This is a genomic window from Tenacibaculum xiamenense (assembly GCF_964513065.1).
Lineage (GTDB): Bacteria > Bacteroidota > Bacteroidia > Flavobacteriales > Flavobacteriaceae > Polaribacter > Polaribacter xiamenense.
The window spans coordinates 43,743-59,836 of sequence record NZ_CAZEQU010000022.1; the positions used below are offsets into that span (position 1 = coordinate 43,743).

Below are 16,094 nucleotides of genomic sequence, written 5' to 3' on the forward strand. Positions count from 1 at the left end.
GGTAAATGGCATAACACTAACTATTATTTAGCCCTTTGTACCAACTCAAGCTGTTCAATTTTAGCTTCAGTGGTGAAGAATCCGTAGTTTACAAAGGCTTTCTTCTTTTCAATCTTATCAATAGTTCCAACCGCATTTCCATCTACCAAACGAACCTTATCTCCAACTTTAAAAATATATTCAGCTTTTGCTTTTGCAATTTTAGCCGCTTCAACTTTCTTTTCCTCTCTAACCTTCACTACTTTTTTAAGTACTTCTTGCTCTACTTTTTTAATCGCTTCTTTTTGTTTTTTCTCAGCGATTTGATCCTGCTTCTTCTCAGTTTTAGTCTTCTTTTTTGGAGGGTTCTTTTTAGTAAACTTTGTTTTTTCAGAAGCCACCCATTTAAAGAAATTTGCAGAAAGCTCTTTTTTATTATTGGTTTGGAAATACTTGTTCAATAATTCGTTAATAGAACGACCTAATGAAAGCATACGCTGATTGTTATCATACAATTCTTGAAAACCTTCTAGTTTTTCACGTATTTTCAACTCTTTGTTTTGCAGGTTTTCTAAATGTTCTTGCTCTTTGCTTTTTTGCTTTTCCAGTGTATCAGAGGTCTTTTGGAGTCTATTTCTTTCTTTTTGTAGTTTTGAAATAGTCTTGTCTAAACGAATCTTTTCGTTTTCAACACGTTTTTTAGCGCGATTAATTAAGCTAAATGGAATACCGTTCTTTTGAGCAACTTCAAAAGTAAATGAACTACCCGCTTGTCCAACAAGTAGCTTATAGGTTGGTTCTAACGTACGCTCGTTAAACTGCATATTTGCATTGGTAACATTATCCAACTCATTTGCCAATACTTTTAAATTAGCATAATGGGTGGTAATAATACCAAAGGCTTTTTTATCGTAGAACTCTTCCAAGAAGATCTCGGCTAAAGAACCTCCCAATTCAGGGTCAGAACCTGTTCCAAATTCATCAATTAAAAACAAGGTGTTATCATTACACTTACGAAGGAAGTATCGCATGTTTTTCAAGCGATAGCTATAGGTACTCAATTGATTTTCTATAGATTGATTGTCTCCAATATCCGTAAGAATTGTATTGAATAAAGTGGTTTCACTTCGCTCATGAACAGGAATTAACAATCCGCTTTGGAGCATCAATTGTAATAAACCAATAGTTTTTAGGGTAATACTTTTTCCTCCCGCATTTGGCCCTGAAATGACAATGATTTGTTGTTTGTCACTTAACTCAATGGTTTGAGGAATGGTATTTATGTTATTGTCTTTATTTTTTCTCCATAAAATAGGGTGGAAGGCATCTCTTAAATATAGCCTTCGCTTTTTATGAATTTTTGGTAAAATAGCATTAATTTCATGAGCGTATTTTGCCTTTGCTCCAATAACATCTAAATGTATAAGAAACTCTAAATATTGCTCTAATAAAGGAACATAAGGACGAATTTCTTCTGCCAGAGCTCTAAGAATTCTTACGATTTCCTGCTTTTCTTCATACATTAAATTCTGCAACTCTCTGCTATACGTTAATGTTGCTTGAGGAGCAATATAAACGATATTACCAGATTTTGAAGAACCTAATAAGCTACCTGCAACTTTACGACGATGCATTGCCAAAACTGCCAATACTCTCTGATTATCGATAATGGTTTCTTTAATATCATCTAAATAACCACTAGCAATGTTTTTACTTAATGCTCTTGAGAAACTTTCTGAAATTTTACCACGTATACCTCCAATTTCTCTACGGATTCTCTTTAAATCGGGTGATGCGTTATCAGCTACTTCACCATAAGAAGTGATTTTTTTAGCGATAGCATCAGAAACATGTGTCGTGTATTCAATATTATCACTTAACTCCGTAAGTTTAGGATAGTAATCTTGAAACTTTGTAAAGAACTTTTTCAGTTCATTAACGGTAGTGGCTGTGGTAGCCACTTTTAAAAAAGCTTCAGTTTCTAAGAAACTGTTTTCAATAGCAAGTCTTTGTATGTGTTCTGTTATATTGTCATAGTTATGATTGGGTATTCTGTTTTCATTTTCAAAAGAGCTTAAATATTCATTAACCATATTTAGTTCAAAAAACAACGTGCGTGTTTTTGAAATAGGTTTAATGTTAAGTACAGCATTTTTACCGAGTGTTGAAATACAAAACTCTGTTACTTGTTCTAATACCGTGTTGAACTCTAAATCTTGTAGCGTTTTTTTTATAACTTGTTGACTCAAAAAAGTGAATTTTTATTTGGACAACAAATCTATTAATTCTTTTTGGGAGCTTTCAAAAAAGTAGCAAGCTTTTTTAGGTTAAAGTTTTAAAAAGTAGTAAGAAGGTTTAAAAATTAATTTATCTGTTATATTTGAATTTTATAATTGAGATTATGGATATAAAGATTGAAGATAGTTGGAAGAATATACTTCAGGAAGAATTTAATAAAACCTATTTCGAAGAATTGATTTCGTTTGTTAAGAATGAATACAGGACGACAACATGTTATCCGAAAGGAAAGGATATTTTTGCTGCTTTTGATCATTGTCCGTTTGAAGATACGAAAGTTGTGATTCTCGGACAAGATCCATATCATGGAGTAGGGCAGGCGAATGGTTTATGCTTTTCGGTTCATGATGGTATTTCGCACCCGCCATCTTTAATCAATATTTTTAAAGAAATAGAAACAGATTTAGGAATTACCTATCCAAGCTCAGGCGATTTGTCTCGCTGGGCAAAGCAAGGAGTGTTGTTATTAAACGCTACGTTGACTGTTAGAGCTGGAATGGCAGGAAGTCATCAGAAAAAAGGATGGGAGCAATTTACAGACGCCGTAATTTCTAAAGTATCAGAACATAAGGAAAATGTAGTTTTCTTATTATGGGGAGGCTACGCTAAAAAGAAAGGAGCTAAAATTGATAAGAAAAAACATCATGTGTTAGCTTCTGGACATCCATCACCGTTAAGTGCCAACAGAGGATATTGGTTCGGGAATAAACATTTTTCTAAAACAAATGAATTTTTACAATCAAAAGAACTGCCTACTATACAATGGTAGGCAATATTTCTTGGTTGTAATAAGGTAAGGTAATAGCATCTAAAATATCTTCTGTACAGTCTGGATAAATTACTTCAATCGTATTTTTCGACTTTAACCATTTAGCAATCTCATTATATTGGTGCTTATTAAATTTTTTAAGAACGGTAACGCCCATTTCTTTTAAACTTAATGCATTGCATTGTTGTTCGTACTGATTTTTCATTGGGATTACTAACAGTTTCTTTTTTAAATACAGAGCTTCAGCCGGAGTTTCAAAGCCTGCACCACATAATACGCCATTAGAGGATGTTAAACTTTTAATGAATGCTTCACCATTAATTGGTCGAATAATAATGTTATTATGGTATTTATGTTCTTTGGTGTGTTTTGAAAATACTTCCCATTTCGCATTTTTGAATTCAGACAACACTTTAATTATTTTTTTATCACTATAAGCAGGAAGATAGACTGTATAATGACCTTTATTGGTAACAGTACGATATCTAATTTCTTTTCTTATGATCGGAGTGAATATTGACGAGGCATATGTTTTAAAGTGAAATCCGAACTTTATTTTGGTAGGAGCATAATACTTCAAAATTAAGCGTTCAAACTTATAAAGCCCGTATTTTGGTGCATTTTCATTTAAAACGGCATTTTGATGACTCAATGATATAATTGGAATATTTCGAAGTTTTGCAGCCCAAGCGGTAACTGGTTCGAAGTCATTAATTACTAAATCGTATTCGTGTATAGGTACAGATTGAATTTCTTTCATCAAGTTTTTAAGTCTCAGTTTTTTCAATGTTTTTGAAAAATCGATACCGCCTTTTTTTCCAAAAATAAAACTTAGTCCATAGAGTTTATATTTTATTTCAAATGGAAATTTTAACTCACATTGGTACCCACTTATTAAAACATCTACTTCTGCTTTTCTTTGTAAAAAAGGAATTATTTCAATTGCTCTGCTTGCGTGTCCATTTCCTGTGCCTTGAATGGCGTATAAAATTTTCATAGTTAGTGTTATTTTGAAGATTTGCTAATATTGAACTCTACCAAGAGCTCTTCAAATAGTTGGGCATTATTACCATCGGCACCAACGAATTCATTATCAATTTTAGAATCTGAGTTTAAACTCTTAGCGAAATTGTCTTTCTCATATTCGTATAAACTCCAAGCTTGGTTATTGTATTCTAATGCAGTAAGGTTCTCTATCCAATCACCAGAGTTTAGATAGGTAGTCACACCATTTTCATTTTTTATTTGCCTTATTTCTGGTTGGTGTATATGTCCGCAGACCACATAATGATAGCCTTTAGAAATTGCAATGTCTGAAGCTGTTGTTTCAAAATCATTGATAAATTTAACAGCACTTTTTACACTATTCTTGATTTTCTTAGAGAAAGATAAACGACCATAACCCAATTTCTCACTAATCCAATTAAAGGCTGTGTTAATCATAATTAAGGTATCATATCCAATACCTCCTAATTTGGCAAGCCATTTTGAATGTTGCATGGTAACATCAAATACATCACCATGGAAAAACCATCCTTTTTTACCATCAAGATCAAGTACAACTTTGTTGACAATTTCAAAACTACCTAAAGTAAAACCTCTGAATCTTCTTAAAGCTTCATCATGGTTACCGGTTATATAATATACTTTTGTACCCGAAGTTATAAAAGACATAATTTGCTTTACAACTTTTAAGTGAGCTTTTGGAAAATAACGTTTGTTGAATTGCCAAATGTCAATAATATCACCGTTTAAAATTAACGTATTCGGATTTATGGTTTTTAGATAGTTGTTAAGCTCGACTGCTCTACAGCCAAAGGTACCTAAATGAACATCCGATATTACTGAGATATCAATTTTACGTTTTTTGCTTTTTTTCATATAAAGTAACTAAACAGTTGTTAAGCAAATTTCCATTTGAAATAAGTGCATTAACAACAAACAAAGTTACTTTAGATGTGTTTTGTTAGTGAAAGTAAATTGTAAAGTATTGGTAATTATAAGATTATTATAAAGTAAGAAGATTGTTATTAAAAAGTAAAAAGCTCGGTGTAAAACCGAGCTTTTCAATATATTATTTGTTGTAAAGAACCCAAGTTCCTTGTTCAAGTAAAGGAATGGCTTGTTTGAATTTTACAACTTTTTCTTCACCACTCATTACATTTTTAATGGTTACTCGTTCATTTCTACCAATTTTTGGTTGTTCTCTAACAACAGTCTCTACTACTTGTTGTTCTTGAGTTTGTTGTTGTCTAGCATTACTGATAGCTTGTTGAGAAGAGTTTTGAACTTCATCTTTACGAAGATCTAGTTTTTCTCTTACTTGCTCTTTCGCTTCAGATATTTGAGACTCATCTTGAGTAGGAAGCTTTCCTTTAAATAAGAAAGAAAGTACTTCTTTGTTAATTTTATCTAAAGTTTGTTCAAATACTTTAAAAGCTTCGAATTTGTAAATTAATAAAGGATCTTTTTGTTCAATATGAGCTGTACTTTGAATAGAATGCTTAAGTTCATCTAATCTTCTTAGGTGATCTTTCCAATTTTCATCAATAATCGCAAGAGTAATGTTCTTTTCAAAATCATTTACCAAAGATTTACCTTCCGATTCGTAAGCCTCTTTTAAGTTGGTTACAACTTGTAATGTTTTGGTTCCATCAGTAAAAGGAACAACAATACGTTCGTAACGATCACCTTCGTTTTCAAAAACATTTTTAATAACAGGAAAAGCCTGAGTTGCATTTCTACCAGCATCTTCTTTATAATGTTCTGAAACTACCTTATATAATTTAGCAACTAAATCTTCTTCAGGAGTTGAGTTGAATTCATCCTCAGTAAATGGAGAAGTCATCGAAGAGAACCTGATTAACTCGAACTCAAAGTTTTGATAATCCTTTGATAATTTATTGTTCTTTACAATTGAATCACAAGTATCATAAATCATATTTGCAATATCAATTTGTAAACGTTTTCCATCTAAAGCATGACGACGACGTTTGTAAATAAATTCACGTTGTGAATTCATTACATCATCATATTCTAATAATCGCTTACGAATTCCGAAGTTGTTTTCCTCCACCTTCTTTTGCGCTCTTTCGATAGATTTTGAAATCATAGAATGTTGAATAACTTCTCCTTCTTTTAATCCCATTCTATCCATCATTTTTGCAATTCTTTCTGAACCGAATAAACGCATTAAATTGTCATCCAATGCAACATAGAATTGAGAAGAACCAACATCTCCTTGACGACCAGCACGACCTCTTAACTGACGGTCAACTCGACGTGAGTCATGTCGTTCTGTACCAATAATAGCTAAACCACCCGCAGCTTTTACTTCATCAGATAATTTAATATCGGTACCACGACCAGCCATATTGGTTGCTATAGTAACTTGACCTGGCTTTCCTGCTTCAGCAACAACATCTGCTTCTTTTTTGTGAAGCTTTGCATTTAAGATATTGTGAGGAATTTTACGAATCTTAAGAGTTCTACCTAATAATTCAGAAATTTCTACAGAAGTAGTTCCAACAAGTACAGGCCTTCCTTCACCAACTAACTTAACAATATCTTCAATAACTGCATTATACTTTTCACGAGTAGTTTTGTAAACTAAATCTTGTTTATCATTTCTAGCGATAGGTCTGTTTGTTGGTATTTCAACAACATCTAATTTGTATATTTCCCAGAATTCACCTGCTTCAGTAATTGCCGTACCTGTCATTCCAGATAATTTACGATACATTCTGAAATAATTTTGAAGTGTTACAGTAGCAAAAGTTTGTGTAGCATCTTCAATCTTTACATTTTCTTTAGCTTCAATAGCTTGATGTAATCCATCAGAGTAACGACGACCATCCATAATACGACCCGTTTGCTCATCAACGATCATTACTTTGTTATCCATAACAACGTACTCTACATCTTTTTCAAAAACAGTATATGCTTTTAAAAGTTGGTTCATTGTATGAATTCGCTCACTCTTAATGCTAAAGTCTCTATAAAGTTCTTCTTTTAAGGTTGCTTTTTCTTCAGGAGTAGAATCGGCTTTATCAATTTCCCCAATTTTTACACTAATGTCTGGTAAAATAAAGAAGTTTTCTTCTTTTGTAATATCAGAAAGATAAGCAACACCTTTATCTGTTAAATCAATTCCATTATTCTTTTCTTCAATGGTAAAGTAAAGTTCCGCATCAACTTCAGGCATCAATTTGTTATTGTCCTGCATGTAGAAGTTCTCTGTCTTTTGAAGAATTTGTTTCACTCCTTCTTGCGATAAGAACTTTATCAAAGCTTTATTTTTCGGTAAACCTCTATAAACTCTTAATAATTGGAATCCTCCTTCTTTTGTATCGCCTTCTTTAATTAATTTTTTAGCTTCAGCTAAAACACCAATTAAATATTTATTTTGTAATGATACTAAATCAGCAACTAATGGTTTTAATTCATTGAATTCATGACGATCACCTTGAGGAACTGCTCCTGATATAATTAAAGGTGTACGAGCATCATCAATTAAAACTGAATCTACCTCGTCAATAATGGCATAGTTAGGAGCACGTTGAACCAAGTCTTTCTTTGAGCTTGCCATATTATCACGTAAATAATCAAAACCAAATTCATTGTTAGTTCCGTAAGTAATATCGGCATTGTATGCTTTTCTACGATCTTCAGAGTTTGGTTGATGATAATCGATACAGTCTGTACTCAAACCATGGAATTCGAAAACTGGAGCCATCCAAGCACGGTCACGCTTTGCTAAGTAATCATTTACTGTTACTACATGAACTCCATTTCCTGTTAATGCGTTTAGGTATATTGGCAGGGTAGAAACTAATGTTTTACCTTCTCCCGTCATCATTTCCGCAATTTTACCGGTATGTAATACAGAACCACCAATTAACTGAACATCGTAATGGATCATATCCCAAGTAACAGGTTTTCCTGCTGCATCCCAAGAATTTTGCCAAAAAGCTTTGTCATCTTCTAAAACTACATGTTCTCTGGTTGCTGACAACTCTCTATCAAAAGGAGTAGCGGTAACTTCTAATTCTGTATTTTGAGTAAAACGCTTTGCTGTTTCTTTAACAACGGCAAAAGCTTCAGCCATAATATCTTTTAAAACTTCTTCAGACGCTTCATAAGCTTCATCTTTAAGTTTATCAATTTCGGTATAAATATCTTCTTGTCTGTCGATATCGGCTGTTAAAACTTCTTCTTCTAAAACAATAATTTTATCGTTAAAAGGTTTGGTAACCTCTGCAATTTTTGCTTTAAATTCAACAGTTTTAGCTCTAAGTTCATCATTTGAAATAGTACTTAATGCATTTTCGAAAGATTTTACCTTATCTACTATAGGCTGTAAAACTTTCAAGTCCTTTTGTTGTTTGTCTCCAACAAATATTTTTATAATCGAATCTAAAATACTCATTTTATAAACTGTTGTTTTCTAGTTAATTAGTCTTTGGTAATTAACGTAATTAAAGTGGTTATAATATATATGCTAAAAATAAGCAAAAAAAAAGCCTCTGTAATGAGACTTTTCTATGTTGTTTTTTTAATATTCATCTTCGTTCCAAAGATAATCTTCTTCGGAAGGGTAATCTGGCCATATTTCTACAATAGAATCATAAGCTTCACCTTCATCTTCAATATCTTGTAAGTTTTCTACAACTTCCAAAGGCGCTCCTGTACGAATTGCATAATCAATTAATTCGTCTTTTGTCGCCGGCCAAGGCGCATCTGCTAAATACGATGCTAATTCAAGTGTCCAATACATTTCTTTATCGGTTTTTTTGATTTCCGCAAAAATAATTTTTTTTTCTAAAAAGTCAAGTTTTTTTTGAAAAATCTGTGGTTATAAATAAAAGAACTTCACTACAGCTTCTCAGGAACCCATTTAATTTCCTCAGCTTGTAGATCTTTAGTCAACTTTCGTGCCAACACAAAAAGGTAGTCAGAAAGTCGGTTTAAATACATTAATATGGTGTCATGAATGACTTCTTCTTCACTTAAAGCTACCGTTAAACGTTCAGAACGTCTACAAACACAGCGTGCAATATGACAGAATGACACTGTTTGATGACCTCCAGGAAGAATGAAATGAGTCATAGGAGGGAGCTCCTCATTCATTTCATCCATTTTGTTTTCAAGAAACTCAATAGAAGATTCATTTATTTTAGGGATGTTTAATCTTTCTTTTCCGTTTTTTAATGTTTCTTTTTCAGGAGGAGTCGCAAGCATAGCTCCAAGTGTAAATAGGTCACTTTGAATTTTTACAAGATCTTCCTTAACGGTATTATTCATTTGTTGGTCTTTAATAAGACCTATATACGAATTTAATTCATCAACAGTACCATAACTTTCTATACGAAGGTGATGTTTTGGAACGCGAGTTCCTCCAAATAGAGCTGTAGTACCTTTGTCTCCAGTTTTTGTATAAATTTTCATTGTTAGTTTGATAATCTATTTTAAATAAAAATAACATTAAGATATGAATATATGTTAATATGTTACATCTTTAATTAAGTTAATATTATTTTTATGAAGTTGTTGTATTTTTTTCTATTTTGTTTAGAATATGCTCGGGACAACGAGTAGGTCTCATTGTTGTTGCATTTACAAATGCTAAGATAGTGTTCCCTGTGCATAAAAGTTCCTTGTTTTCATTCATAATTTCATAGTCGAACTCAATCTTAACAGAAGGCGTTTTTTTCAAATAAGTATGAATGGTAATTACTTGGTCGTAATAAGCTGATTTTTTAAAATTACAGGTTAATGATATTACAGGAAGCATAACACCACTTTCTTCAAGGTGTTTATAACTTGTTCCTAAATCGCGTAACCATTCTGTTCTACCTATTTCACAAAAGTGAGCATAGTTAGCATGATGAACAACTCCCATTTGATCTGTTTCGCTGTATCTTATTCTTACTGATGTTGTATTTTTATACAAAGTGTTTTATTTTATAAATCTAAGATTAACGATACGTAAAAAAAAAATAATAATCAATAGCGATTTGGTTTTTTTTTACTGAAATTTATTCACACTTTTGTTCCTCCGAATATGTGATTTTAGAGTCCCCTATAATCTGAATAAATTTAACAAAAAATTTAATCCTTTTTTCACCAATATGACTAAAACAGCTGATTCAGTTTGGATGGAATGCTTGTCTTTTATCAAGGACAATATCAAACCACAAGCATATAAAACTTGGTTTGAACCGATTAAGCCGGTAAAGTTATCTGGGGAAGCTTTAACTATTCAAGTTCCAAGCAAATTCTTTTATGAGTGGCTGGAAGAACATTATATTAAATTGTTAAGAGTTGCCTTGGTAAGACAGTTAGGAAACGAAGCAAAGTTGGTATATGACGTTCGTATGGAGAATACTTATAGCAGTAATAATCCACAAACGGTAAAAATACCTAGTTCTAACAGAAATCCAATCAAACCTCAAAAGGTAACAGTACCTATTGAGTCAAAAAGAGAACTTAAAAACCCTTTTGTAATTCCTGGATTGCAAAAGGTAAAAATAGAATCTCAGTTAAACCCAAATTACAATTTTGTTAATTTTGTTGAAGGAGATTCAAACAGGTTGGCTAGATCTGCTGGAATGGCAGTTGCAAATAAACCTGGAGGAACATCATTTAATCCGTTATTGATATATGGTGGTGTTGGTTTAGGTAAAACCCATTTGGCTCATGCAATTGGTGTTGAAATAAAGGATAAATACCCAGATAAAACGGTTTTATATATATCTTCTGAAAAGTTTACACAACAATTTATTGATTCAGTAAAATCAAATACTAGAAATGATTTTATTCATTTCTATCAAATGATTGACGTTTTAATAATTGATGATGTTCAGTTCTTATCTGGTAAAGCTGGAACTCAGGATGTGTTTTTCCATATATTTAATCATTTACATCAAAATGGTAAACAAGTAATTTTAACTTCTGATAAGGCTCCTGTAGATATGCAGGATATTGAGCAACGCTTATTATCTCGTTTCAAATGGGGATTGTCAGCAGAATTACAGTCACCTGATTATGAAACAAGAATTTCAATTCTTCAAAATAAACTTTACAGAGATGGTGTTGAAATGCCTGAGGAAATTGTAGAGTATATCGCAAAGAATATTAAATCGAATGTTAGAGAGTTAGAAGGTGTAATTATTTCAATGATAGCTCAAGCTTCATTTAATAGAAAAGAGTTTACTATTGAGCTTGCTAAACAAATCGTAGATAAATTTGTTAAAAATACCAAGAAGGAGTTATCTATAGATTATATACAGAAAGTTGTTTCTAAGTATTTTGATATGGATGTTGCCACACTTCAATCGAAGACTAGAAAAAGACATATTGTTCAGGCACGTCAGTTAGCTATGTATTTTGCCAAAAGAATGACAAAATCGTCTTTAGCCAGTATTGGAAGTCAAATTGGTCAACGTGATCATGCTACTGTATTGCATGCTTGTAAAACTGTTGATAACCTTACAGAAACAGATAAGCAGTTTAAAAAGTATGTAGAAGACTTGACGAAAAAGTTAACTTTATAATTTAATAGGCTGTCAAGAATTTGGAATGCAAGAATTTTGGTAGCCTTTAGCTTTTAAAAAACGTTTAAAAACAAACAGATGAAAATACTTATGGTTTGCTTGGGGAATATTTGTCGATCTCCATTAGCCGAAGGTATTTTAAAATCTAAAGTATCTTCTGAAAGTGTATTTGTTGATTCGGCAGGAACTGCTGGTTATCATGTTGGAGAATTACCAGATAAAAGATCTATTGCAGTTGCAAAGAAATACGGTATCGATATTACAGATCAAAGATCGAGAAAATTTTCTGTTGCAGATTTTGATAATTTTGATACTATATATGCAATGGATGAAAGTAATTATCGCAATATTGTTTCTTTAGCTCGAAATGATGAAGATGCCGAAAAAGTAAAATTAATATTACAAGAAGTATCTTCTAATGAAACATTAAACGTTCCTGATCCTTACTATGGAGGAGACCAAGGTTTTGAAAATGTTTATAGTATGCTCGATGAAGCTTGTGATATTGTTGCTTCTAAAATTTAATTCCATAAAATAAGCCATAACAAATCCATGATACCATGGAAATGATTATTGGCGGATGAGATCTTATCTATAAAACACAAAAAATAAACAGATGAAAGGCAAGTTATATTTAATACCAACAACATTAGGAGATACAGAACCTTTGGAGGTAATGCCTATATCTGTAAAAAAGGTAGTTGAACAATTGGATCACTTCATTGTTGAGAATGAAAAATCAGCAAGAAGATTTATCAAGAAAATAACACCAGCAAAATCGCAAGGCTCACTTCAATTAATGTTGCTAGATAAGTATTCCGATGAAATGGAAATACAAAATTATTTGAACGTTTGTGAGGAAGGTGTTTCTGTAGGATTACTTTCTGAAGCAGGAGTACCTGCGGTTGCTGATCCAGGTGCAACAATTGCTAAATTAGCTCATGAAAAAGGAGTTCAGGTTGTTCCATTGGTCGGACCTTCTTCTATTTTACTTGCTATTATGGCTTCAGGAATGAATGGACAAAGCTTTGCTTTTAACGGATATTTACCAATCGATAAGTCAGATAGGAAAAGAACTATTAAAGATTTGGAAAGAATTTCTAAGGATAGAGATCAATCACAGATTTTTATTGAAACTCCATATAGAAATGAGAAAATGCTAGCGGATTTATGCGCTACGCTTTCTCCTCAAACAAGGCTTTGTGTTGCTTGTGATATTACATTACCTACCGAATATATTAAGACCTTTACGGTAAAGCAATGGAAGAATGAAAAAGCCGATTTGCATAAACGCCCTGCAATTTTTATTATTCACAGATAGCGATTAAATAAATCGACTTCTATATTTTATTTATTATACAGTTGCATGTTTGTCTGCAACAATATTTGATACATCGTATCCTTTAAACTTTTTAAGGTAATGTTGTATCGATGTTCCAAAGGCATCATTAAATGTAAACTTACCATATGAACGCAAATACTTTTTTACATTTCCTGCTCCACTCAAATGTGCTGCAGCCAAAATACCTGATTCGGTAATTTTAATACCATTTATTTTTTTTCCAACAAAACGTTTTATATCTCTACGTAAAATCCATTTGTTAACCTTACATAGTGCTGTAAACGTTTTTTCCTGCAATTCTGGATTCTTAAGGAAATTCGAAGTATTGTATATTCTAAATCTTTTTAATGTAGACTTCCCAAACTGATATTTCCCCAAATAACCAAGTTTATTTACTATGGTATACCTTCCTTGTGATTCTTTAAAAGCAAGAGCTTCTCTAAAACCAATAAAATCCTTTTGTAAAAATGGAAAGTTAAATTCCTCTTTGAAAACAACCTCTGAAATAGGTGTTATTGTAATTGTAGTACTTTCCCCTTTTTTCCCCTTTGTTGGATTTTTTGTGAAACTTGTCAGTATAAAAAATCCTAAAAAAACAATTACTAAATGTTTGATAATTAAATACTTTCTGTTTAGCGCGGGCAAAGATACAACAAAATTGCAATATATCTAATAACCAGTTGATTACGTTTTTTTAGGTGTGTATAAGATTCTCATAAAAACGTGGTTATTTTGTTTATTTTGAGGTTTTAGGATTAGTTTAGTCTCAGATATTTAATTTAATATCTGTTTTTTTGAGAATAAAATATTGTTAAAATTATCGATTTATACCTCTTTGACTGATCCATTTTTGGTATTTGGCAGCATTTCTGTTATGTTGAGCAAGAGAATTTGCAAACTCATGAAAACCAATCTTTTCTATGCTAGCGCACATATAATAATAGTTGTGTTTTTTATAATTCAGCACAGCATCAATAGCAGAAATATCCGGCATTGATATTAGAGTGGGAGGTAAACCTGTATTTTTATATGTATTGTAGGGAGAGTCAATAACAAGATCTTTATTCAGAACTCTTTTGACAACAAAATCTTGACCATTAAGTTGTTTTAAACAATAAATAATAGTAGGATCGGCTTGAAGGGGCCAATTACTTTTTAAACGATTTAAATATAACCCGGCAACAATTGGGCGCTCGCTTTTTTGAGCGGTTTCTTTTTGAACAATGGAAGCTAATGCGAGAACTTCAGATTTAGACAAATTCAATTTTTTAGCTTTAGCAACTCTTTTCTCATTCCAAAAGCGCTTGTATTCTTTTAACATGCGATTTCTGAATTTTTCAGCTGATGTATTCCAATAGAGTTCATAACTGTTGGGAACATACATTCCTAAAGCTGATTTTTCATTAAAACCATTAGTCTCTAAAAATTTCGGGTCTTTCATTACTTGTAATAAAGAAATAGAATCAGCCTCAATTTGTTTAGATATTCTACCAGCAAGTTTTTCTAAAGTGTCTTGGTTATTAAAAGAAAGTTTAATTGGTGTTTGCTTACCACTTCTTAAAAGATTGATAAGATCATTTAGACTCATGCCTTCTATTAATTCATAACGACCTCCTTTTGGATTTACATAATTTTTCTTTTTAGCAATCCATTCAAAATTGGAAGGAGTATCAATGAATTGTGCTAGCTTTGTTTTAACATCTGTTAATTCATCTGTAGATTTAATGAATAGAATACCGTTTTTAGTAACTGCGTTTCCAAAAATTTTGTTGTAGAAGCTAAACCCTGCAATTACAGCTATTGCTAAAACAATAGCTATAATTCCTAAAATAATTTTTTTACTCATTGATTAGTTGAAATAAAATTTCGTCTTTAAATTTTCCTTGATTATAAATCCAATCTTTTTTGGTTCCCACTTCTATAAAGTGTTTACCACGAAACAAATGTAAGCTATTTAAATTATCGGAAGTAATATTAGCATAAAGTTGATGTAAATTGAGATGTTTGAAGCAATACTCTATTAAATGATCCAAAGCTTCATTTGCATAACCATTTTTTTGATAGTTTGGATGAATAAGAATACCAATACCAGCACGTTTATGTTGAGGATTGAAATCAAACAGGTCAACCATACCGATAGGTTGTTCACTATTAGCAAGCTCAATTATTAAGCGTAACTGTTTTGCTTCATAAATATCCAAATGAGAATTTTCTAGATATTGTTTCAAGAGAAAACGTGAAAAAGGAGTTTGTGTATGACTTATTCCCCAGAATTGTTCATTGTTTTCAATATTGAATAAAAATGATAAATCTTCAGGTTCTAAAGCTCTTAAGTTAATATGTTTTCCTCTTAGCGTTTGCATTAAATAGTTATTTCTCCTTTAAAAACAAAGGTAGCAGGTCCAATTAAAAAAATGTTGGTATAACCATTATTATTTTTTTCAAAAGAAACGGAAAGTTCACCTCCTTTTACTGGTAATGTAATTGCAGAGTTATTTGTTTTTCCAGAAGCATGCATAGCAAGAGCAACCGCTGTAACACCAGTACCGCAAGCTAATGTTTCATCTTCAACACCTCTTTCATAAGTCCTTACCTTAAAAGTAGAATCATTTAAAGGTTCTACAAAGTTTACATTACTTCCTTCTTTACCATAAACATTATTTCTAATATCTCTTCCTTCGGTGAAAACATCGTAAGAATCTAAATTTTCGACTAATTCAACATGGTGTGGAGAACCAGTGTTAGCAAAACAATAGGTATCATATATAGAAACTTCATTAACATCTATCATTTGCAAAGAAACTATTCCATTTTCAATAGAAGCATGATGTAAACCATCAATAGCAATAAAAGAAGTGTTTTTTTCAAACAACTCTAATTTATGGGCAAAGGCAACAATACATCTTCCTCCATTTCCACACATAGTACTTTCGTTACCATCGGCATTATAATATACCATTCTAAAATCGGTATCGTTATCGTTTTCTAATAAGATAAGTCCATCAGCACCAATACCGAAATAGCGATTACACAATGATGAAATAATGTCAGCGTTATCTTTTGGAAAGATATTTGATCTATTATCAATAATTACAAAATCGTTACCTGTACCTTGGTATTTATAAAATGTCAAATTCATAAGGCAAAGATA

At 31.9% G+C, this 16,094-nt stretch carries 15 protein-coding genes; 4 read left to right on the forward strand and 11 right to left on the reverse strand.

Features of this window, described 5'->3' with window-relative positions; translation table 11 throughout:
- Positions 1 to 23: 23 nt before the first annotated feature.
- Positions 24 to 2,228, reverse strand: a complete 2,205-nt coding sequence (locus tag ACKTTV_RS09415) for an endonuclease MutS2 (RefSeq protein ID WP_408030587.1) — start codon at positions 2,226 to 2,228, stop codon at positions 24 to 26.
- Positions 2,229 to 2,380: 152 nt separating this feature from the next.
- On the opposite strand from ACKTTV_RS09415, the gene ung reads away from it, so the two are divergent.
- The gene (gene ung, locus ACKTTV_RS09420) at positions 2,381 to 3,046 is read left to right on the forward strand and encodes a uracil-DNA glycosylase (RefSeq protein WP_408030588.1); all 666 of its coding nucleotides are present in this window, start codon (positions 2,381 to 2,383) and stop codon (positions 3,044 to 3,046) included.
- Here the strand turns inward: ung and ACKTTV_RS09425 are convergent.
- The 6 genes from ACKTTV_RS09425 to ACKTTV_RS09450 all read right to left on the reverse strand — a co-directional run bounded on the left by ACKTTV_RS09425 (position 3,033) and on the right by ACKTTV_RS09450 (position 9,998).
- The gene (locus ACKTTV_RS09425; RefSeq protein WP_408030589.1) at positions 3,033 to 4,043 is read right to left on the reverse strand and encodes a glycosyltransferase family protein; all 1,011 of its coding nucleotides are present in this window, start codon (positions 4,041 to 4,043) and stop codon (positions 3,033 to 3,035) included. The genes ung and ACKTTV_RS09425 overlap by 14 nt on opposite strands.
- An 8-nt stretch (positions 4,044 to 4,051) precedes the next feature.
- Entirely contained in the window at positions 4,052 to 4,927 is an 876-nt protein-coding gene (locus ACKTTV_RS09430; RefSeq protein WP_408030590.1) for a UDP-2,3-diacylglucosamine diphosphatase, read from the reverse strand.
- 193 nt (positions 4,928 to 5,120) lie between these two features.
- Positions 5,121 to 8,474, reverse strand: coding sequence for a preprotein translocase subunit SecA (secA, locus tag ACKTTV_RS09435; RefSeq protein ID WP_408030591.1), 3,354 nt, complete (start codon positions 8,472 to 8,474; stop codon positions 5,121 to 5,123).
- Between the two features lie 126 nt (positions 8,475 to 8,600).
- Positions 8,601 to 8,822, reverse strand: coding sequence for a DUF2795 domain-containing protein (locus ACKTTV_RS09440; protein ID WP_093668347.1), 222 nt, complete (start codon positions 8,820 to 8,822; stop codon positions 8,601 to 8,603).
- 98 nt (positions 8,823 to 8,920) lie between these two features.
- Entirely contained in the window at positions 8,921 to 9,493 is a 573-nt protein-coding gene (locus ACKTTV_RS09445; protein ID WP_408030592.1) for a cob(I)yrinic acid a,c-diamide adenosyltransferase, read from the reverse strand.
- A 91-nt stretch (positions 9,494 to 9,584) separates the two neighbouring features.
- The gene (locus ACKTTV_RS09450; RefSeq protein WP_408030593.1) at positions 9,585 to 9,998 is read right to left on the reverse strand and encodes an acyl-CoA thioesterase; all 414 of its coding nucleotides are present in this window, start codon (positions 9,996 to 9,998) and stop codon (positions 9,585 to 9,587) included.
- Between the two features lie 178 nt (positions 9,999 to 10,176).
- On the opposite strand from ACKTTV_RS09450, the gene dnaA reads away from it, so the two are divergent.
- The 3 genes from dnaA (at position 10,177) to ACKTTV_RS09465 (ending at position 12,922) form a co-directional block, all read left to right on the forward strand.
- Positions 10,177 to 11,601, forward strand: coding sequence for a chromosomal replication initiator protein DnaA (dnaA, locus tag ACKTTV_RS09455; RefSeq protein ID WP_408030594.1), 1,425 nt, complete (start codon positions 10,177 to 10,179; stop codon positions 11,599 to 11,601).
- 78 nt (positions 11,602 to 11,679) lie between these two features.
- The gene (locus ACKTTV_RS09460) at positions 11,680 to 12,126 is read left to right on the forward strand and encodes a low molecular weight protein-tyrosine-phosphatase (RefSeq protein WP_408030595.1); all 447 of its coding nucleotides are present in this window, start codon (positions 11,680 to 11,682) and stop codon (positions 12,124 to 12,126) included.
- 91 nt (positions 12,127 to 12,217) lie between these two features.
- Positions 12,218 to 12,922 carry an SAM-dependent methyltransferase gene (locus ACKTTV_RS09465; protein ID WP_408030596.1) on the forward strand — a complete coding sequence of 235 codons (705 nt, stop codon included), beginning with the start codon at positions 12,218 to 12,220 and terminating at the stop codon, positions 12,920 to 12,922.
- Between the two features lie 33 nt (positions 12,923 to 12,955).
- Here the strand turns inward: ACKTTV_RS09465 and ACKTTV_RS09470 are convergent, their stop codons facing one another.
- From ACKTTV_RS09470 to dapF, 4 genes are all read right to left on the reverse strand, one after another.
- Positions 12,956 to 13,588 carry a peptidoglycan-binding protein LysM gene (locus ACKTTV_RS09470; RefSeq protein WP_408030597.1) on the reverse strand — a complete coding sequence of 211 codons (633 nt, stop codon included), beginning with the start codon at positions 13,586 to 13,588 and terminating at the stop codon, positions 12,956 to 12,958.
- Positions 13,589 to 13,760: 172 nt separating this feature from the next.
- Positions 13,761 to 14,789 carry an endolytic transglycosylase MltG gene (mltG, locus tag ACKTTV_RS09475; RefSeq protein WP_408030598.1) on the reverse strand — a complete coding sequence of 343 codons (1,029 nt, stop codon included), beginning with the start codon at positions 14,787 to 14,789 and terminating at the stop codon, positions 13,761 to 13,763.
- A complete protein-coding gene (locus tag ACKTTV_RS09480) occupies positions 14,782 to 15,306 on the reverse strand; it encodes a GNAT family N-acetyltransferase (RefSeq protein ID WP_408030599.1) in 525 nt (174 codons plus the stop codon). Before ACKTTV_RS09480 ends, mltG begins: the two co-directional genes overlap by 8 nt.
- Positions 15,306 to 16,082 carry a diaminopimelate epimerase gene (gene dapF / locus ACKTTV_RS09485; RefSeq protein WP_408030600.1) on the reverse strand — a complete coding sequence of 259 codons (777 nt, stop codon included), beginning with the start codon at positions 16,080 to 16,082 and terminating at the stop codon, positions 15,306 to 15,308. Before dapF ends, ACKTTV_RS09480 begins: the two co-directional genes overlap by 1 nt.
- Positions 16,083 to 16,094 lie beyond the last annotated feature (12 nt).